At 69.0% G+C, this 19,720-nt stretch carries 11 protein-coding genes; 1 reads left to right on the top strand and 10 read right to left on the bottom strand.

All coding sequences use genetic code 11. The annotated features are described in order from the left end of the window. Positions 1 to 6 precede the first annotated feature (6 nt). Positions 7 to 4,221: an ATP-dependent RNA helicase HrpA gene (gene hrpA / locus KF833_03835; protein ID MBX3744416.1), complete on the top strand. Its 4,215-nt coding sequence runs from the start codon at positions 7 to 9 to the stop codon at positions 4,219 to 4,221. Between the two features lie 245 nt (positions 4,222 to 4,466). Here hrpA and KF833_03830 read toward each other — a convergent pair whose 3' ends face one another. From KF833_03830 to KF833_03785, 10 genes are all read right to left on the bottom strand, one after another. Continuing rightward, positions 4,467 to 4,664 (bottom strand): hypothetical protein, encoded by a 198-nt coding sequence (locus tag KF833_03830; GenBank protein MBX3744415.1) that lies wholly within the window; start codon positions 4,662 to 4,664, stop codon positions 4,467 to 4,469. A 291-nt stretch (positions 4,665 to 4,955) separates the two neighbouring features. Then, a complete protein-coding gene (locus KF833_03825; protein MBX3744414.1) occupies positions 4,956 to 5,435 on the bottom strand; it encodes a PIN domain-containing protein in 480 nt (159 codons plus the stop codon). Further along, on the bottom strand, positions 5,432 to 5,674 hold the full coding sequence (locus tag KF833_03820; protein ID MBX3744413.1) for a hypothetical protein: 243 nt from the start codon (positions 5,672 to 5,674) through the stop codon (positions 5,432 to 5,434). The genes KF833_03825 and KF833_03820 overlap by 4 nt, the downstream gene beginning before the upstream one ends. 223 nt (positions 5,675 to 5,897) lie before the next feature. After that, positions 5,898 to 7,493, bottom strand: coding sequence for a sulfatase (locus KF833_03815; GenBank protein MBX3744412.1), 1,596 nt, complete (start codon positions 7,491 to 7,493; stop codon positions 5,898 to 5,900). Further along, on the bottom strand, positions 7,493 to 8,407 hold the full coding sequence (locus tag KF833_03810) for a LysR family transcriptional regulator (GenBank protein MBX3744411.1): 915 nt from the start codon (positions 8,405 to 8,407) through the stop codon (positions 7,493 to 7,495). The genes KF833_03815 and KF833_03810 overlap by 1 nt, the downstream gene beginning before the upstream one ends. A gap of 38 nt (positions 8,408 to 8,445) precedes the next feature. Continuing rightward, entirely contained in the window at positions 8,446 to 9,606 is a 1,161-nt protein-coding gene (locus KF833_03805; GenBank protein MBX3744410.1) for a Gfo/Idh/MocA family oxidoreductase, read from the bottom strand. A 431-nt stretch (positions 9,607 to 10,037) separates the two neighbouring features. Then, positions 10,038 to 10,835, bottom strand: coding sequence for a hypothetical protein (locus KF833_03800; protein MBX3744409.1), 798 nt, complete (start codon positions 10,833 to 10,835; stop codon positions 10,038 to 10,040). 319 nt (positions 10,836 to 11,154) lie between these two features. After that, positions 11,155 to 14,082 (bottom strand): hypothetical protein, encoded by a 2,928-nt coding sequence (locus tag KF833_03795; GenBank protein ID MBX3744408.1) that lies wholly within the window; start codon positions 14,080 to 14,082, stop codon positions 11,155 to 11,157. Further along, positions 14,079 to 18,209: a PAS domain S-box protein gene (locus KF833_03790; protein MBX3744407.1), complete on the bottom strand. Its 4,131-nt coding sequence runs from the start codon at positions 18,207 to 18,209 to the stop codon at positions 14,079 to 14,081. Before KF833_03790 ends, KF833_03795 begins: the two co-directional genes overlap by 4 nt. Next, entirely contained in the window at positions 18,206 to 19,702 is a 1,497-nt protein-coding gene (locus KF833_03785; GenBank protein ID MBX3744406.1) for a sulfatase, read from the bottom strand. The genes KF833_03790 and KF833_03785 overlap by 4 nt, the downstream gene beginning before the upstream one ends. Positions 19,703 to 19,720 lie beyond the last annotated feature (18 nt).

The raw sequence follows: 19,720 nt of genomic DNA, 5'->3' as shown, positions 1-19,720 counted from the left end.
GGCTGGATGACCGACACAAGAATCGAGGAACTGAAGGGGTTGCTTCCCCGGTGCATGTTGCCGGACTGGGTGCGGCTGGGATCGCGTCTGGCACGGGTGATACGGGACCGGCGGCATCCGGGATCGCACGATGCGGTGATTGACCGCCTGCTGGAACGGGGGCGGGCGTCGGTGGCGCTGCGGGAGTGGCGGGCGGAGCACCGGCCCCCGGTGACGGTGCCGGCGGATCTGCCGATTGCGGCGCGGCACGAGGACCTGGTGGCCGCGATCCGGGCGCACCCGGTGGTCGTGGTGGCCGGGGAGACGGGTTCGGGGAAGACGACCCAGATTCCGAAGATGTGTCTGGAGGCGGGCCTGGGGATCGAGGCCCGCATCGGATGCACGCAGCCGCGACGGGTGGCGGCGTTGTCGGTGTCGCGGCGGATTGCGGAGGAACTCGGGGTGGCGTGGGGGCGCGAGGTGGGGTGCAAGATCCGGTTCGATGACCGGTCGAGTCCGGAGACGTTCATCAAGCTGATGACGGACGGGATGCTGCTGGCGGAAGTGCAGGGGGATCCGCTGCTTTCGGAGTACAACGCCATCGTGCTGGACGAGGCGCACGAACGGAGCCTGAACATCGACTTCCTCCTCGGGCACCTGAAGGGCCTGCTGGCGCGGCGGGACGATCTCAAACTGATCATCACCTCGGCGACGATCGACACGGCGACCTTTGCCCAGGCCTTCGGGGGGGCACCCATTCTTGAAGTCTCGGGGCGACTGTATCCCGTCGAGGTGGAGTACCGTCCGCTGGCGGCCGAGGACGAGGAGAGCGGGGAATGCACCTACGTGGATGCGGCGGTACGGGCGGTGGAGTCGGTGGTGGACGACGGGGCGCGGGGGGACGTGCTGGTGTTCATGCCGGGGGAGCGCGACATCCGGGAGACGACGGATCAACTCGAGGGCCGGTTGGGCGGGAGGGTCGAGGTGGTGCCGTTGTATGGGAGGCTGAGTTCGGGCGACCAGCAGCGGGTGTTCGCCCCGGGGGGGCGGCGCCGGGTGGTGGTGGCGACCAACATCGCGGAGACCTCGCTCACGATCCCGGGGATCCGTTATGTCGTGGACACCGGTCTGGCCCGGATCAGCCGGTACAGTCCGCGGACCCGGACGCGGCGCCTGCCGATCGAGGCAATTGCGCAGAGCAACGCGAACCAGCGGAAGGGACGGGCGGGGCGGGTGGAGTCGGGGATCTGCATCCGGCTGTATTCCGAGGAGGAATTCGAAGGGCGTCCGGTTTACGGGCAGCCGGAGATCCAGCGGGCGAACCTGGCGGAGGTGATCCTGCGGATGAAGGCCTTCCATCTGGGCGATATCGAGACCTTTCCCTTTCTCGATCCGCCGACACCGGCGGCGATCCGGTCGGGGTATGCCCTGCTGGAGGAGTTGGGGGCGTTGGATTCCTCGCGCGAGCTGACGCCGCTGGGGCGCGATCTGGCGCGGCTGCCGATCGATCCGACGCTGGGCCGGATGCTGCTCGAGTCGCAACGCGAGCATGCGACGCGGGAGCTGCTGATCATTGCGTCGGGCCTGAGCATCCAGGATCCGCGCGAGCGGCCGATGGAACGGCAGGCGGAGGCGGAGGCGGCGCATCGGCGTCATGTGCATCCGCGGTCGGATTTCCTGACCCTGCTCAACCTTTGGGAGGCGGTGCACGAGCGTTGGGAGGCGCTGCGGACGCAGGGGCAGCGGCGGAAGTTCTGCCGGGAGAATTTCCTTTCCTACGTGCGGATGCGGGAGTGGCAGGACTTGCACGGGCAGTTGTGGGACGCCCTCGAGGAACTGGGAACGGTGCGCCTGAACGAGAGCAATGCCGCCTACGAGGCCGTGCATCGCGCGGTGCTCTCGGGATTGCTGGCGCATGTTGGGCGCCGGGAGGAGCGGAACCGCTACAAGGGGGCGGGGAACCGCATCGTCCACCTGTTTCCCGGTTCGGCCCTGTTCGAGCGGGGCGAGAAGCCTGAACGCCGGGGGAAGGGCGGGGCGCGCCCGGACGACGACCGGGCAACGCGGGTCCGGAGCGCCCAGCCTGCCTGGGTGGTGGCGGGCGAGATTGTCGAGACTTCCCAAGTCTATGCGCGGACCGTGGCGGGGATCGATCCGGAATGGATTGTCGCCGTGGCGCCGCACCTATGCGAGGTCACCCATCGGGATCCGCGTTGGAGCGCCGAGGCGGGCCGGGTTGGGGCGGACGAGATCACGACGTTGTACGGCATGGAGGTGCGGCGCCGGTGGGTGGCGTACGGACCGATCGACCCGGTGGCGGCCACGGAAATCTTCATCCGTTCGGCGCTGGTGGCGGAGGAACTCCTGCCGCGCCCGCGCGGTTCGGGGGAGACCGAGGGACCGGCGCGGGGCGATCGGGCTGGCAAGGCGGCCTGGCGCGACCGGTTGGGAAACTGGACCCGGACGGACGAACGTCCGCGGGAATGGCCGGCGCGGTACCGGTTCATCGAGCACAACCGCAAGGTGCGCGAAGCGGTCGAGAACTGGCGCACGCGGGTGCGACGGCAGGACCTCGGGGACGTGGACGGCGCCCTTCAAACATTCTACGCGCGGCAGTTGGAGAACATGTCGTCGCGGGACGATCTGGACCGATGGATCGGTGAGCGGGGAGCGGCCGGGCAGGAGGCGCTGGGCGTGACCGAGGCCGACCTGGCGGGGGGCGAGGAGACCGCCTACGACCGGGAAGCCTTTCCGGACACGGTGCAGGTGGGGGGGCAGCCGGTTCCGCTGCGCTACGCCTACGCGCCGGGCGAGGAGCACGACGGCGTCACCGTGAGGGTGCCGTTCACGCTGGCGGATTCGGTGTCGCCGGCGATGCTCGAGTGGGCGGTGCCGGGGTTGCGGGAGGCCAAGGCGGAGGAGTGGCTTCGGGCGCTTCCGAAATCGCTTCGGGCACGCCTGCTGCCGATTGCTCCCAAGGCTGCGGAAATGGCGCGGGATTTCCGGCCCGAGGGACCTTCCCTGGGCCATGACCTGGCGCGCTTCATCCGGGAGCGATATGGCGTCCCGGTGCCGCCGGACGCATGGGCGCCGGACACGCTTCCACCGCACTTGCGGGCGAGGGTTGAGGTGGTGGGGCCGGACGAGAAGCCGCTGGTGGCTTCGCGGGATTGGGCGGCGGTGCGGCGCCAGTTGGCGGAGGTCAAGCCGGCCGTGCCAGCGTCGGGAGCGGCCGGGGATGCCGCGTGGCGTGCGGCGGCAGCCCGCTGGGAACGATGCCAGGTGACCACATGGTCGTTCGGTGACCTCCCCGAGCGCGTGACGGTGCGGGAGGGTCCGGGTTTGCCCGAGTACGGCTGGCCGGGGCTCGAGGTGGCAGGCGAGTCGGTCGATGTGCGGTTGTTCCGGTCGGCCACCGAGGCGAAGGCGAAGACCGGGTCCGGGTGGTGGCGCCTGATCGAACTGGCCCTGGGTCGGGATGTGGCCTGGCTGCGGAAGGATCTGCGGGCATTGACCGCCGTGGGGCCGTTGTACGCGCCGATCGGGACTGTCGAAGAACTCGAGGAGACGGCGTACCGGCACCTGATGGCGCATGTGGTCGGACCGGGCCCGTCCGGGGCGCTCACCGAGCGGGCGTTTCTCGCGGCGGTGGCGTCGGCCCGGGGACGGTTGACGGGATTGTCGGGGCCATGGATGGAGCGGTTGCGCGGGATTCTCGAATTGCGTCGTGACGTCGTGCGGCGGATGGGAGGGGAATCGTCAGCGGCGGCGGCGGGGCCACGACCGGGAGCGGCGCGGGTGGTGAAGGATTTGAGCCAGTTGGGACAACTGGCCCTTGGCGCCAGAGCGATCCCCGCACAGCCCGCGGCCCGCGGTCCGGTCCGGGTGGGTGAGGCGGAGTTGGGTGAGTTGATGGGGGCGCGATTCCTGGAGCGGGTCTCCCTGGAACGGCTGGGTCATTTTCCCCGTTACCTGAAGGCCCTGTTGCTGCGCCTCGAACGGGCCGGGGTGAACCCGGCGAAGGACCGGGAACGGGAGGCGCAGGTGACGCCGTGGGCGACGGCCTGGCGGACGTCCGCGGGCAAGGCATGGTCCGAGGAGAAACGGCGGGAACTCGAGGCGTTCCGGTGGATGATCGAGGAGTTCCGGGTGTCGCTGTTTGCCCAGGAGTTGGGAACGCCGACGCCGATTTCGGCGAAGCGCCTTGAGGCGCAGTGGGAGAGGTTGAGGTTGATGGCGTGATACCTGAAACCTGAAACCTGAAACCTGAAACCTGAAACCTGAGGCCTGAAATCAGAAATCAGAAATCTGGAACCGGGGGGCGGAGATCAACAATTGGTACGGATTTGAGCCCGCTGCTCCGTCGCCGGACGGAATGCCTCGATGCCGGATGTGCTGAGGGACTTGAGGGTCGTTGGAGGATGGTGCCGGGAGGGCGGAGGGGAGGCCGCCTCCAAGCCTTCCCGGCACCTCGCGCTGGGGGAGGGTCAGGATGCCGTTCGGCGGAGGGTGGTCGGGGTGCCCGGAGTTTTGGTGCCGTCCAGGACCGCCTCGCAGGTGGCGGTGAGGGTCTTGGTCGGACTGCCATCGCAGTCGAGGTAGCCGGTCTCGGGATTGCCGGCGGGCCAGCGGCCGGTTTGGAGGTTGCGGAGGTAGAGCATGCGGTCGTGGAGGATGGCGCGCACGGGGCAGCCTTCATCGCGGGGCCGCCCGACATCGTTGCGTTCGCGACCGAGGAGCACGTGATCGCGCCGGGGATCGACCTGACCGGAGCGTGGGGAGCGGAAGAGACCGACGAGACCGCGTCCCGGGGACGGGGCGAGGCCGGAGCGGTCCCAGGGGATGCCGGCGACCTCGAGAAGCGTGGGGGCGAGGTCGATGAAGCTTTCGGTGGTGGGCCGGAAGCGTCGGTCGATGCGCCGGCCGATCTGGCCACAGGGCGCCGGGGTGTCATGCGGTCCGGCGGCGATGCCATCTCAAGCCGCGGTCTGCTGGCTGAACACCTGCATTCCTTCGGCCTTCGCCAGGTCGGACTGGCGTTGGTCGAAGGTCAGGAAAACCCCGGTTTCCAACAACAACGCGCAGGCCACATGAAGCAGGTCGATCGCCCGGGCACCAAGTCGATCGGTGTGTGAGGTCGAAAGCCGTCGTGCGCGGTCCAGCGCGGAGTCCATGTCCAGCGCCACCGCCTGGAAAGCACCCCGTTTCAGGAAGCCGCCCAGACGCGACAAGGCCGCGTCACGCTCGCGATGGATGCGCGCCCGCTGGCCGGATGGGAGCACGCGTCGCTCGTGAAAGGCGCGCTGCCGGATGCTGTTCTCCACTTCCAGCGTGTGCAACAGCAGGTATGGAAGCGGGGGACGGCCCAGCCGGCGATACTCCGCAACCCCTTGCTCAGCCCCGGACTCTCCGGTGACCAGTCGGAGCAGAAAGCTGCTGTCCGCGTAAACTCTCATCGCCTCGATTCCTCGATCAGGGCGGCGGCGCTGACCGGGGAGCGTGGACTGCGCAGCGCTTCCTCGAGCAACTCATCGATGGCGCGAGCGCGATCTTCGTCGTGATCCTCCAAGACCACCGGGTGGATGACCCAAAGAGGCCGTCCGCTGTCCGTGACCTGGACGCTCTGGCCGGAACGGGTCCAGCGTTTGACCTTCAGTGGCTCGCGAACCAGCTGGCGCAGCGGGATTGTTTTCAAGGCGTCTGACGCTAGTGTCAGACGCGCCTGGCGTCAAGGTGGGGTCCGTACTCATGGCGCAGATGACGCAGCGTCGCAGTCTTCCTATTGCACAAGGATGCATACCATGCTCCCCGGGTCGATCCGGGGAATCTCCCTGGTCGCCTCCCCGGTGCATCCCGGAGTTGTGGGTGAGGAGGCAGCGAACCGGAGGGACGAGCTCCGCGAGTTGAATGGATACGGCTTATGGGGCCGGGAGAGGTTCGAAGTCGGTGGGGTGGACCCATGGGGCGCGGACGTCTTCGCCGCGGAGGAGGCGTTCGTGAAAGTGGGCCTGGGCGGGTTGGGCGTAGGGGTAGCGGTCGAAGATGTCGCCGTCGCCGAGGATGCGCGGGTCTTCCTGCGCGCGCAGGGCTTCGACAAGGCGGGCTTCGAGGGCGGCCTTGGTGGCGGCGTGGGCGGGAAGGCCGGCGAGATTGTGGAGGCAGTCGGGATCGTCGCGGAGGTTGTAGAGTTCCTCGGCGGGGCGGTGTCCGAAGCAGAGGGCCCAATGGGGATCGTCGGGATCCGCGCGGCGGGATTCGAGGATGAGGGTCTTGGTCGGACTGCCATCGCAGTCGAGGTAGCCGGTCTCGGGATTGCCGGCGGGCCAGCGGCCGGGTTGGAAGTTGCGGAGGTAGAGCATGCGGTCGTGGAGGATGGCGCGCACGGGGTAGCCTTCATCGCGGGGCCGCCCGACATCGTTGCGTTCGCGACCGAGGAGCACGTGATCGCGCCGGGGATCGACCTGACCGGAGCGTGGGGAGCGGAAGAGACCGACGAGACTGCGTCCCGGGGACGGGGCGAGGCCGGAGCGGTCCCAGGGTATGCCGGCGACCTCGAGAAGCGTGGGGGCGAGGTCGATGAAGCTGACGGTGTCGTCGAGGACGCGCCCCGGGTGGGGGATGCCGTCGGGCCAGCGGAGGGCGAGGGGAACGCGGTTGGCGTCCTCGTAGGTGTTGCCCTTGAGGCGGGGGAAGGGCGGGCCGTGGTCGGAGGTGACGAGGACGAGGGTGGTATCGAGGAGACCACGGGCGGCGAGGAGGTCGAGCATGCGTCCGAGGTGGCGGTCGAAGTGTTCGACTTCGAAGGCGTAGTCGAGGAGGTCGTGGCGGACGGTGGGCAGATCGGGCCAGTAACCGGGGACGCGGTCGATGTCTTCGAGGCGTTTGCCGCCCTGGGCCATGCCGGAGCCGAACTGGAAGCCGCGATGGGGTTCGAGGGCGCCATACCAGAAGCACCAGGGGCGGTCGTCGGGAGCGGCTTCGAGGAAGTCCTCGAAATTGGCGGCGTAGTCGGCGGGGGCGATGCCGGTGGCGGGGGGTGGGGCGCGTCGGGCGTTGAAGGCGAATCCGGTGAGGCGGCGGGGTTGGCCGAGCGAATTGGTGGCCACGCCGGGGCCCCAGCCCTTCTGGGTGTGACCGACGAACCAGCCGTGTTCGGCGAGGGCTTCGGGCCAGGTCTTGAACTCGGGCGGGAAGAAGGGGACGTGATTGGCGGCGGCCTTGAGCTGCCAGGGGTTGCGTCCGGTGAGGAGGCTGGCGCGGGAGGGGGCGCACTTGGCGGTGGGAGTGTAGGCGTGGCGGAAGAGAAGTCCCTCGCGTGCGACGCGGTCGAAGGCGGGCGTGCGGATCCAGCGGGTGCCGTAGGCGCCGGCATGGGCGCCCCAGTCGTCGGCAATGGCGATGAGGATGTTTGGCGGGCGAGGTGTGTCTGAATGGGCGGGCGAAGGGGCCGGGACGACGGCAAGAAGGAGCGCCGCGAGCGGGAGGGATTGGAGGAGGGGAGGGAAGTGGGGCATCAGCGCGTGGCGACGGGAGAGGATGGGGGCGAAGGCGGGTCGATGAGGGAACGGGCGGCGGCGCGGAGCCGGTCGGCGAGGGTTCGGGTGACGCGGGAGAGTTTGCCGATCCAGAGGAGCCCGACCGGGATGCGCGGGAAGTCGTCGAGGGGCAGGACGCGGACGCCGGGGGGCGGGGGGACGCCGGGGATGCGGATGCCGAGGCCGACGCCGAATCCGGCGGCGACGTAGGTGGCCACGAGTTCGAGGGTGCCGACTTCGAGGGTGACGGGCCAGGCGAGGCCGCGGCGTTCGAGTTCGCGATGGAAGACGCGGGGTCCGGCCTCTTCGGCGGGCATGCCGACGAGGGGTTCGGAAAGGCGGTCGGCGGCCAGGATGCGATCGGCGTTTCGGGCGGGATGGCGTGGGGGGACGAGCAGGGCGAGTTCGAGTTCGATGAGGATTTCCGAGCGCAGTCCGGTGGCGATGGAGCGGTCGATGACGGTCACGGCGAGGTCGATTTCGCCGGCTTCGAGGAGGGATTCGAGGTGGTGCTGGTATCCGGTACGGAGGACGAGCTGGAGATTGGGGAACTGTTCCCGCAGGGCGCGGGCGATGGCGGGCAGGTGATCCTTGAGGACGGTCTGGGAGGCGCCCAGCCGGAGCCGGGCGGAGGCCTCGCGCTGGAGCCGGCGTTCGAGGTCGTCGAGGCCGGAGAAGAACGGTTCGAGGACGGCGAAGAGGTCGCGTCCGGCGGCGGTGAGTTCGAAGGGGCGCCGCCGGAAGAGGGTGACGCCGAGGTGATCTTCGAGGGTCAGGATCTGGCCGCTGACGGCGGGTTGCTGGATGCCGTAGGGCATGTGGCGGACCGCGCCGGCGATGCCGCGGTGGCGGGCGACGTAGTAGAAGAGTTCGAGATGATGGAGGTTGAGCATGGCGGGCGCGGCGTTGGGGGCGGGCCGCCGGGCGGACGTCAGCGGCGGAAGGATTTCTCGAAGTCGTCGGTACCGGTGGCGACGGTTTTCTTCTGGAAGCGCGACTCGGCAATGAGCTGGTTGAGGCGGGCCTCGTAGGCGGCACCCTCGAGGGGCAGGTCGAGGGTCTTCTCGAGGAGGGAGGAGAAGAGCATGGCGTTGGCGAGTTCGATGGAATGGAGGCCCTCCTCGCCGGCGACGAGCGGCGGGGTGCCATCGAGGATGGCATCGACGAAACCCTGCATGAGCTGGGCGTGGGGAAGGGTGGCGTTGCCGAAGGGAATCTCGATCCGCCAGGTATCGGGCTTGGCGAAGCCGCTGGTGGTGGTGCGGTTGAACTCGACGGCATCGACCTCGTTGCGATCGAAGACGAGGCGGTCGTTTTCGAGGACCAGACGGCCGCGTGAGCCGGCGATCTCGAGGCGATTCGTCCCGGGGGCCTCGGCCGTGGTGGAGATGAAGGTGCCGGTGGCGCCGTCGGGCCAGAGGAGCTGGGCGGTGACGGTATCTTCGACCTCGATGTTGCGGTGGCGGCCGAGCTGGCAGAACCCGCGGACCTGCGAGGGCATGCCGACGAGCCATTGCAGGGTGTCCAGGTTGTGGAGGCACTGGTTGATCAGGACACCGCCGCCCTCGCCCTTCCAGGTGGCGCGCCAGTCGCTGCTCGCGTAGTAGGCGTCGGTGCGGAACCAGTCGGTGTTGATCCAGGTGAGTCGCATGAGCCGGCCGAGTTCCCCGTTCTGGAGAAGCTGCCGAATCTTCTGGTAGCGGGGTTCGATGCGGAGCTGGAACATGGCGGCGAAGACCTGTTTGGGCCGGGTCCGGGCGGCGGCGATGAGGCGTTCGCCGTCGGCCTTATGGGCCGCGATGGGCTTCTCGACCATGATGTGCAGGCCCTTTTCGAGGGCGGCGATGCCGATGGTCACATGCTGGTAATGGGGGGTGGCGATGATGACGGCATCGGTCTGACCGGAGCGGAGGAGTTCGTCGGCGTCGGTGAAGAGGGCGGGACCGCGGTCGCGGAAGGGTTCGAGTTCGCGGGGGACCACCGAGCAGAGGGCGGTGAGGCGGGCGCGACGGACCTTGCCGTCGAGGAGGTATTGGGCGTGGTGCCGGCCGATGTTGCCGACGCCGATGATTCCGAGGCGGACTTCGTTCATGGCGAGGGAGGGAAGCGTAGCGGGAGCGGGGGCCATGCCTCACGCGAAAACGTCTGCCGACGGTCTCCTCGTCGTATCCCTCGACCGAACGCATCTCCGACGCCATGGAGATGCCCCTGGGTTCCCCTCGTAATCGTAATCGTAATCGTAATCGTAATCGTACTCGTAATCGTAATCGTACTCGTAATCGTAATCGTACTCGTAATCGCCCAGCCCGGTTCGCTCACGGAATGGGAGCGGTGCATCCCAGAGTTGTGGGTGAGGAGGCAGCGAATCGGAGGGACGATCTCCGCGAGTCCTCAGCCCAACGCTCCACACCGTTGCGGCCTCGTGGAACCCGGCCCTCCGAAGCGATGCCGGGTGAAGTCCGCAGCTCGCCCCACAACTTCGGGATGCACGGGAATGGGGGGGCGGGGCTGCCGGTCAGAACCTCAGGGGCGGAAGGAGCGCATGCGTTCGCCGGCGACGGCGAGGCGTTCGAGGCGCTGGCGGAGGGCTTGAGGGGCAGGATAGCCCTCGGGCCAGAGGCGTCGGGGCAGCAGGGGGTCGCTGCGGACGGCTTCGGACCAGGCGGCACGTTCGAGAGCGAGCCATTGCCGGAGGTGTTCGGCGTCCGATTCCGATCCCGACCATTTGGCGGGGAGGCGGGCGAGGACCTTGAGGTATCGGGTGTAGCGCTGGTGGATGGCTTCGAAGTTCCAGGCGCCGGCGACAATGTCGCGATCGGATTCGCCGCCGGCCGGGCGGGCTTCGAGGAAGAGGAGGGATTCGACATCCGAGGGGTTTTCGTCGAGGGAGGCAACGAGCTCGGTGACAGGATCGGGCGAGATCCAGACGCTATCCTGGAGCCAGCCGAAACCGCGGCTGCGAAGGGCGTTACGAACGCGATTGCGGCGGGTGCCATCGACGGCGGGGAGATCGTAGAGCACCAGGCGCCATTGGCCGTCCCATTCGCGGTTCCAGCGGGCCTCGGGATCGCGTCCATGGAGGGCGTGCAGACGGCCGGACTCGGTCAACCGGACCAGGCGGTCCACGCGTTTGCCGCGCTGGGGGGGAGGGCTGGTCCTTTCGATGAGGCCCTTGTGTTCGAGTTCGCGGATCTGGCGCAGCAGGCCGCTGCGATAGGCCCAGCTTTCGAAGGATTCGGTCAGGTTGCGGACGGTTGGTTGGGAGAGGGATTCGCAGGTCCAGAGGAGGATGTAGAGGAGTTCCTCGGTCTTCGGGTGCATGGACCGAACCTGCTCCGGCACGGCGGCTAAATCGACTTAATTCTCATGCATATGCACGACAGTTACGTTGATCCAGGGGAACGGAGGCCAACCGTTTCAAGGCCGAAAAGCCTGTGCACATGCACGGCGATTGGGTCGATTATGGCGCGGGGCGGTGGGCTGGAAATGGTCCTGATAATCGTGCCTATGCACAAAGTTTCTGGCGATTTGGAGGGCGGGGAGACTTGGGTGTGGCTGTTAAATGGTCGTAAAATTCGTGCATGTGTGCGGAGAATAGGGTGATTTAAGGGGGGAGGTTGTGGAGGAGGGAGGGGGGCGTTTACTCGAGGTGGCGCTGGAGGCGGAGGAAGTGGGTAGCGGGGGTGTTCGAGGGGGCGGGGAGGGGGACGGGAAGAGAGCCGGTGGTGATCGGGGATTGGGACTGGAAGGGGGAGGAGTCGGTCCAGCGGGTGAGGTCGGAGGAGGATTGAAGGCGGTAGAATTGGCGTGGCAGGAGGCGGGCTTCCCAGAGGAAGGTGCCGTCTTGCAGGCCCACCGATTGGAACCGGGGCGGGAGGATGGGTTCCGAAAGCAGGGAGGCGACGCCGCCGCGGGGGAGACCATTGACGTGGGTGAACACGCCGCCGAGGGCGATGGCGCGGTCGGGCCACTCGGCGAGGGCGAGGACCCAGTCGTCGGGACCGCTTCCGGGGTCGAAGCTGGGGTCCGGCGAACCGTCGGCGAGCAGGCGGGCGATGTGGCGGCGGGGATGGCCGTCGACCGAGGTGAAGCCGCCGGCGATCCAGAGGGTGCGGTCGGGCATGGGCAGGAGGGCCCGGATGGGACCGTCGGCGCCGACGCCCGGGGCGAAGGCGGGGTCCGGGAGACCGTTGGCGAGGAGGCGGACGAGGCGGCCGGCGGGCTGGCCGCGGAACCGGGTGAATTCGCCGGCGACGAGGAGGGTGCCGTCGGGGCCGGGAGCGAGGGCACGGACGGCGCCATCCACGTCGTGGGGGGGCAGGAAATCGGGATCGGGGAGGCCGTCGGGGAGGAGGCGGGCGAGTCCGAGGGCGGTGCCGGCAAGCTGGCGGAAGCGGCCGCCGACGAGGATGCGGCCGTCGGAATCGAGGGCGAGGGCGAGGACGTCGCGATCGGGTCCGAGCGGTGTCTGGAAGGCGGGGTCGAGGGCGCCGGTGGGGAGGAGTCGGGCGAGCCGGGTGACGGGGCGACCGGCGATGCTGAGGAAGGCGCCACCAAGGACGAGGCGGCCGTCGGCGTCGATGACGAGGGCATGCACGGCACGGTCGGCGCCGGGATCGAAGCGGAACCGGGGATCGAGGGAGCCATCGGGACGGAGGATGGCGACGCGGTCGTGGCGGACGTGATTGACGGTGTTGAATTCGCCGGCGAGGGCGATGCGGCCATCGGGGAAGACGGCGAGGGCATCGACCTGGTATTTCACGTCGGCGCGGAAGTCCGGGTCGGGGGAGCCATCGGGACGGATGCGGACGAGGCGGGGATGGCGTTGGTGCTGGTAGGTGACGAAGGCGCCGGCGGCGAGGAGGTGGTGGTCGGGGGTGACGGCGAGGGCGGCGACGAGGTAATCGGCGCCGGGGTTGGCGCGGACGCTGGTGTCGAGGGGTGCGGCGGCATCGAGGGGGTCGTCGGGGAGGGTGATGGTGAGGGAGGCAACGGGGCCGAGGGCGAGGCCTGGCGAGGGATCGAGGAGGTCGATGGCGAGGAGGCGGGGACCCTGGGGGAGGGGGTTTTCGAGGAGGTGCAGTTCGACGGCGTCGTGGGCGGGGTCCTCGTCGAGGGAGACGCGGAGGTCGAGGGGGAGGTAGTCGGTGTGGGCGCGGGCGGAGCCATCGCGGGTTCGGAGGGTGAAGGCGGCGTTGGAGGGGGTGCCGGTGCGGGTCCAGGGGATGCGGATGGCGGGATGGAATTCACGGACGACGAGGTGGGGTTCGGGGAAGCCGACGCGGGAGGGCGGGTTGCGGACGGCGGCGACGAGGGGGGCGGTGGCATTGAGGGTGCGGACATTGTCGGCGGCGTTGGGGCCGGAGGCGACGCCGGTGGGGACGCCGCGGTAGGAGACGAGAGGATTGGAGAAGTGGGGGAACTGAATTCCCGGGCGATAGGCCATGACGGTGCGGTGGAGGATGTCTTCCACGGCGATGCGGGTGCCGTGGGACCAGGGATGGAGGCCGGAGCCGGGGGCATTGGCGTGGTCATGATTGCAGCCGAGGAGGTGGCCGATTTCGTGGGGGAGGGTGTAATTGCCGACGAGGAAGGGGCGGAGGCAGACGGTGAAGCCGCGGGCGAGGGAGGCGGGGGAGGTGTCGAAGAGTTGATTGGCCATGCCGGCGAGGAGGTGGGAGTTCTCGGATTCGGTGACGAGGCAGACGAGGTCGGCGGCGTAGTGGTCGCGGAGGGTGTGGAGGTCATCGAGCCAGCCGTCGTTGGGGCGGGTGAGGCGGTCGAGGTCGCGGGCAAGGTCGCCGGACTCCGTGTATTCGACACGGCGCACGAGGACGGTTTGGAGTTGGAGGCGGGCACCGCTGCGGGCGAAGGCGTCATTGGCTTCGAGGACGGCGAGGGAGAGGAGGGCGTGCATGCCGCGTGTGCCGCCGGCGCCGGCTTCGGCGGCGGGGGTGTAGAAGAAGGCGAGGTCGAGGATGGCGTCGCCGGGATCGGAGGGGGCGTCGTCAGGGGCGGCGGAGGGCGGAGGTGGAGGCTGGTGGCGGTGGAGGGGTGGGGCGGGGAGGGAAGGGTTGCCGCAGAGTGGGCCGTGGGTGGGGCTGAGGGTGTTGAGGTGGTGGGTGCCGCGGGGGCCTGGGAGCAATTGGGCGATGGGTTGACCGGGCTGGCGGATGGTGCCGGCGACGAGGTTGGGTCCGAGGACGAGGAGGCAATGGGAACCGGGGATGCCGGCGAGGCGGCCGCGGACTTCGACGAAGTCCGGATGGGTCAGGCGGACGGCATCGACGACGAGGGTTTCGTCGGTGTGGGGATTGACGGGCAGGCGCCAGCGGTCCCCCGGGCGCCAGGCGGCGGGAGGGGGGGTGGGGGTGGGGAGGGAGAGGGCGGTGGAGGATTGGAATGGGGAGGGGGTGGCGGGGGAATGGGCGAGGGGGAGGGGGATGGGGGCGGGGTGGGGGGAGCGGACGAGGAGGTGGGGGATGTTGGCGCGGGTGGCGACGGGGAGGAGCGCGGCCGTCAGGAGGAGGAGGAGGAGCGAGGCGAGGGTGCGGCGGGGTGGATTCACGGGGTGGCGGGAGGATGGGCGAGGACGTTTTCGAGCGCGAGGCGGGCGGCGTCGAATTCGGACCGGATGCGGGCGACGGATTGGGTGGCATCGTCGGGGAGGGCATCGCGGGAGTCGGCTTCCAGACGGGCGCAAGCCTCGACGAGGCGTTGGGCTCCCATATAGCCGGAGCTGCCCTTGAGGCGGTGGGCTTCGGTGCGAAGGCGGGAATGGGAGGCCTCGGCGAGGGCGGATTCGAGGCGGTCCAGGATGGCGGGGGCATCGAGGAGGAACTGGCGGATGAAGTCGTCGGCGGCGCGGGGGTCGTCGGGGGAGGCGAGGGAGCGGAGGGGTTCCGGGTCGAGGACGGGGAGGTCGGGTTCGGTCAGGGGTGGGGGGGTGGCGGAGGGGGTGGGTGAATGGCGGGAGGGGGCTTGGCGACGGGCGACATTCTGGAGGATGCGGATGAGTTCGGGGACGAGGAGGGGTTTGGTGAGATAATCGTCCATGCCGGCCTGGAGGCCGCGTTCACGGTCGCCGTGGAGGGCATTGGCGGAGAGGGCGACGATGGGGATGCGATGTGGGGAAGGCCGCTGACGTTCGAGATTGCGAATGCGCCGGGTGGCCTCATAGCCGTCCATTTCGGGCATCTGGCAGTCCATGAGGATGAGATCGAAGGGTTGTTCGGAGAAGGCGCGGATGGCATCGGGGCCGGTGGCGGCGGTGACGACGCGGGCGCCGAGGCGTTGGAGGAGGTCGCTGGCGACGCGTTGGTTGAGGTCCTGATCCTCGACGATAAGGACCTTGAGGCCGGCACCGGGGCGGGGTTCGGCAACCGGCCGGGCGGGGGGCTGGGGGGCGGGTTCGGAAAGGCCGGTGAAGATGGCCTGGAGATCGAGGGGGAGGCGGGATTGGCGGAGGGGTTTGTTGAGGGTGCCGGCGAGGCCGGCGGCGCGGAAGCCGCGGGCGCGGGAGACGGTGCCCGGGGGGAGGAGGGCGACGAGGCGGGTACGGGAGCCGGTGGCGACGCGGAGGCGGCGGGCGGTCTGGAGGGTGGAACTGCCGGGGAGGTCGGCGTCGAAGAGGACGAGATCGAAGGGCAGCCGGGTGCGGGCGGCCTGGCGGAGGGCGTGGACGGCAGCGGCGATGGATTCGGACTGGGTGATCTGGGCGGGGTGGAGCTGACGGAGGGAGTCGGCGATGACGCGGCGTTGGGAGGCGTTGTCGTCGAGGACGAGGACGCGCAAGCCGTCGAGGAGGGGAGGGGGGAGGCAGGTGGGGACGGGGTGGGGAGGAAGCTGGAGGCGGACCTGGACGCGGAAGGTGGTGCCCTGGCCGAGCTGGCTGGTGAAGTCGATGGAACCGCCCATGAGTTCGACGAAGCCGCGGGTGATGGCGAGGCCGAGGCCGGTGCCGCCGTAGCGGCGGGTCATGGAGCCGTCGCCCTGGGCGAAGGCCTGGAAGACGCGATCATGGGCATCGGGGGCGATGCCGATGCCGGTGTCGCGGACCTGGAATTGGAGGTCGATGGAGTCGTGATTGCGGGGGCAGGCGGAGGCTTCGAGGGCGACTTCCCCGGAGGGGGTGAACTTGATGGCGTTACCGAGGAGGTTGTTGAGGATTTGGGCGAGGCGTCCGGGATCGCCGCGGAGGCGGTGGGGGACGTCGGGGTGGATGTGGCCCACGAGTTCGAGGCGTTTGGCGTGGGCATGACTGGCGAAGAAGTTGAGGGTGCGTTCGATGACCTCATGGACATCGAAGTCGATGGATTCGAGGGTGACGGCGCCGGCTTCGAGTTTGGAGCGGTCGAGGATGTCGTTGACGATCTGGAGGAGCATGTGGGCTCCGTGGCGGATGTTCTCGACGAGGGAGAGTTGCTGGCGGTCGAGGCCGGAATCGAGGAGGCGGTCGGTATTGGGGAGGATGGCGTTGAGGGGGGTGCGGATTTCGTGGCTGACGGTGGCGACGAACTCGGATTTGAGGCGGGCGGATTCCAGGGCGGCCTGGCGGGCCTTTTCCTGTTCGGCCTCGATCTGCTTGCGGACGCTGATGTCCTCGACGGTACCCTCGAAGAAGGCGAGGCGTCCTTCGCGATCGCGGACGAGGCGGGCGCTTTCGGAGATCCAGATGCGGGTGCCGTCGCGGCGGTAGATTTCGGATTCGAAGCCGGTGATGCTGCCGGCATCGAGGACGGCGCGGACGAACTCCTCGCGGCGGCTGGGCTGGACATAGACCTGGGTGCGGACGTCGGTGAGGTGCTGGATGACCTCGTCGGGGGAGGCGTAGCCGTAGATGCGGGCGAGGGAGGGGTTGACCTGGAGGAAGCGGCCCTCGGGGGAGGTCTGGTAGATGCCCTCGACGGAGTTTTCGAAGATGGCCCGGTATTTTTCCTCGGCTTCGCGGAGGGCCTGTTCGGTTTCGATGAGTTTGGTGATGTCGCGGGCGACGCCGACGAGGCCGAGGATTTCGCCGGCCCGGTTGTAGATGGGGACCTTGGTGACAGAAGCCCAGGAGCGCCGGCCGCGGTGGTCAACGAGTTCATCCACCTGATTGACGATGGGTTCGCCGCGGCGGAGGATTTCCTGTTCCTCGGCATGGACGATGCGGGCGAGTTCGGGCTGGAGGAGGTCGAACGCGGTTTTGCCGATGAGGTCGTCGGGGTCGGAGATGCCGAAGCGGCGGGCGAGGGCGCGGCCGACCTTGGAGAAGCGGGACTTGGGGTCCTTGAAGTAGATGATGTCGGGGCTGTGATCGAGGAGGGCCTGGAGGAGGTCGTGTTCGTAGGCGAGGGCGTCCTGGAGGCGTTTGCGTTCGGTGACATCCCAGAAGATGCCCTGGATGCCGACGACGCGGCCGGCGGGGTCGCGGAGGGGGGTTTTGATGACCTCGACCCAGTGGACGGTGCCGTCGGGGGTGACGTTGCGCTCGGTTTCGCGGAGGGTGCGGCCTTCGGCCATGACGCGCTGGTCATCGGCCTGGTACTTGCGGGCGAGTTCGGGGGGGAAGAGATCGAAGTCGGTGCAGCCGAGGAGGCGGTCGATGGGGCGTTCGATGGTCTGGCAGAACCGGCTGTTGGCGAAGATGAACCGTTCGGCGGCATCCTTGCGAAAGACATTCTGGGGAAGGTCCTCGACGAGGGAATGGTAGAGCATTTCCGAGGTGCGGAGCTGTTCCTCGGCGAGCTTGCGGGCGGTGATATCCTGGACCGTGCCCTCGTAGAAGCGGACTTCGCCGCGGGGATCGCGGACGACGCGGGCATTTTCGGCGATCCAGATGACGGAGCCGTCCTTGCGGCGGATGCGGGCCTCGAAGTTGGCGATGGTGTCCTGCTGGCGGAGGGCCTGGACGAAGCGGTCGCGGGCGGCGGGATCGACGTAGAGGTCCTGCTGGATGTCGTTGACGGAAGCGATGAGTTCCTCGGGGGAGTCGTAGCCGTAGATGCGGGCGAGCATGGGGTTGGCCGAGAGGTAGCGGCCGTCGGCGGTGGTCTGGTAGATGCCGACCACGGTGTGTTCGAAGATGCCGCGGAACTTGGATTCGGCCTCGCGGAGAGCGGCTTCGACTTCGGCGTGCTGGGTTTCGAGGGCTTCGAGCTGGCGTTGGCGGCGGCCGAGGTTGAGTTGGGCCATGACCATGCGGCCGAGGCCTTCGAGGGATTCGGACTGGACGGGGGTGAGGTGTCCGGGGACGTGGTCCCAGACGGAGAGCACGCCGAGGACGGCGCCCTCGGGTGTGGCGAGGGGGACGGCGGCATAGAAGCGGACGCCGCGGCCGGCGCGGACGAGCCGGAGGGAGGCGCAGCGGGGATGGCGGAAGGTGTCCGGGATGACGACGAGGTCCGTGGCATCGAGGGCGAGGGGGCTGAGGGCGTCTTCGCGGCGGAGGGTACCGACATGGAGGCCGGCGGAGGCGGCGATGACGACGGTATCCTGGAGGATGAACTCGACGGCGGCGATGGGCCGGTGACAGAGGAGGGCGGCGATGCGGCAGGCCTCGGAGGGGCCGGTGCCCGGGACCTGGTGGCAGATGGGGTATTCGTGCATGGCGGCCAGGCGGGCCGCCTCGGCGGAATGCGGTGTGGGGGTAGCCGACGGGCGGGCCGCCTCGGCGGAATGCGGTGTGGGGGTGGGGGAGCTGGGGCGGTTCATGGGGAGTGGGGGATCCAGCGACCGGGGGGGCGGGCGCGGGTTGGGGGCCTTTGGGTGAGGGAGTCACCGAGGTCAGCGCGGGCTTCTTCGGCGAGGGCCTGGAGGCGGGCGACGACATCGGGGTGGGTGCTGGCGAGATCGGTGGTTTCGCCGGGATCGGTATCGAGTCGGTAGAGGGCGAGAGGGGTGGTGGTCTGGAGATAGCGGGCGGGAATGCCGCCCGTGGCGGGTGGGGTGTCGGCGAGGGTGCGGTAGCGGTGGGGGAAGACGAGTTTCCAGGGGCCGGCACGGACGGCGTGAAGTTCGTTGGCGTGGTAGTAGAACCAGAGGGCGCGATGGGGACTGCGGGCGCCGGGCTGGCCGGTGAGGAGAGGGGTGATGTCGCGTCCGTCGATTGGCCGGTCGGGGAGTGGGGCTCCGGCGAGGCGGGCGAGGGTGGGCAGGAGGTCGATGGTCATGGCGGGTTCGCGACAGACGGCGCCGGGCGGGATGCGACCGGGCCAGCGGGCGAGGAAGGGGACGCGGACGCCGCCTTCCCAGGCGGTGCCTTTGCCTTCGCGGAGGGGTTTGGCGGAACCGGCATGGTCTCCGTAGGAGAGCCAGGGGCCGTTGTCGGAGGTGAAGAGGACGAGGGTATGGCGGTCGAGGCGGTGTCGGCGGAGGGCGCGGAGGATTTGTCCGAGGGACCAGTCGAGTTCCTCGACGACATCGCCATAGAGGCCGGCGCGGGAGCGGCCACGACGGCGGTCATGGACGTGCAGGGGCACATGGGGCATGGGGTGGGCGAGGTAGAGGAAGAAGGGGCGGTCGCGATGGCGGGCGATGAAGTCGAGGGCGCGCTGGGTGTAGAGGGTGGTGTGGTTATCCTGATCGTGCGGTTGCACGTCGGGATGCAGGATGCGGTCATTTTCGAAGAGAGGGAGTGGCGGGTAGGTGCCGGGAGGGGCTTCCGGGTGAAAGGGCCACATGTCGTTGGAGTAGGGGATGCCGAGCCATTCCTGGAATCCGTGCCGGGTGGGGAGGAAGGGGAGGTGATGGCCGAGGTGCCATTTGCCGAAGATGGCGGTGGCGTAGCCGCGGTCGCGGAGGAGTTCGGCGAGAGTGGTTTCGTCGGGGTGGAGGCCGATGGTGGAGCGATGATCGAGGGCGCCGGAGATGCCGATGCGATTGGGGTAGCAGCCGGTGAGGAGGGCGGCCCGGGAGGCGGAACAGACGGCCTGGGCGACGTAGAAGTCGGTGAACCGGATGCCCTCACGGGCGAGGCGGTCGAGGTGGGGGGTGCGGATGCGGTCGGCTCCGAAGGGGCCAATGTCGGCGTAGCCGAGGTCGTCGCAGAAGATCAGGATGACATTGGGGGGGCGGTCGGTGTCCAGGGGGGCGGCGGCGCGGGTGGCGGTTGGGAGGGAGGCGCATGCGAGGAGAAGAGCGAGTGCGATCAGGCCGGCACGGGGAGCGGGGGGCTGCGGGTGTGCGGGGGTTGGCAGGGGGCGCATCGGGGCCGATGACACTCC

The sequence above is a fragment of the Verrucomicrobiia bacterium genome (assembly GCA_019634625.1).
Taxonomy (GTDB): Bacteria; Verrucomicrobiota; Verrucomicrobiia; order Limisphaerales; family CAIMTB01; genus CAIMTB01.
Note: the sequence above shows the minus strand (reverse complement) of the source record. Positions and strands in the feature narration are given on the sequence as shown.

Bases quoted from the DNA above. Each gene is read 5' to 3' on its own strand.
- KF833_03805 (MBX3744410.1), bottom strand. From the start codon at position 9,606: ATGAACGAAGTCCGCCTCGGAATCATCGGCGTCGGCAACATCGGCCGG.
- hrpA (MBX3744416.1), top strand. From the start codon at position 7: ATGACCGACACAAGAATCGAGGAACTGAAGGGGTTGCTTCCCCGGTGC.
- KF833_03785 (MBX3744406.1), bottom strand. From the start codon at position 19,702: ATGCGCCCCCTGCCAACCCCCGCACACCCGCAGCCCCCCGCTCCCCGT.
- KF833_03800 (MBX3744409.1), bottom strand. From the start codon at position 10,835: ATGCACCCGAAGACCGAGGAACTCCTCTACATCCTCCTCTGGACCTGC.
- KF833_03810 (MBX3744411.1), bottom strand. From the start codon at position 8,407: ATGCTCAACCTCCATCATCTCGAACTCTTCTACTACGTCGCCCGCCAC.
- KF833_03790 (MBX3744407.1), bottom strand. From the start codon at position 18,209: ATGAACCGCCCCAGCTCCCCCACCCCCACACCGCATTCCGCCGAGGCG.
- KF833_03815 (MBX3744412.1), bottom strand. From the start codon at position 7,493: ATGCCCCACTTCCCTCCCCTCCTCCAATCCCTCCCGCTCGCGGCGCTC.
- KF833_03825 (MBX3744414.1), bottom strand. From the start codon at position 5,435: ATGAGAGTTTACGCGGACAGCAGCTTTCTGCTCCGACTGGTCACCGGA.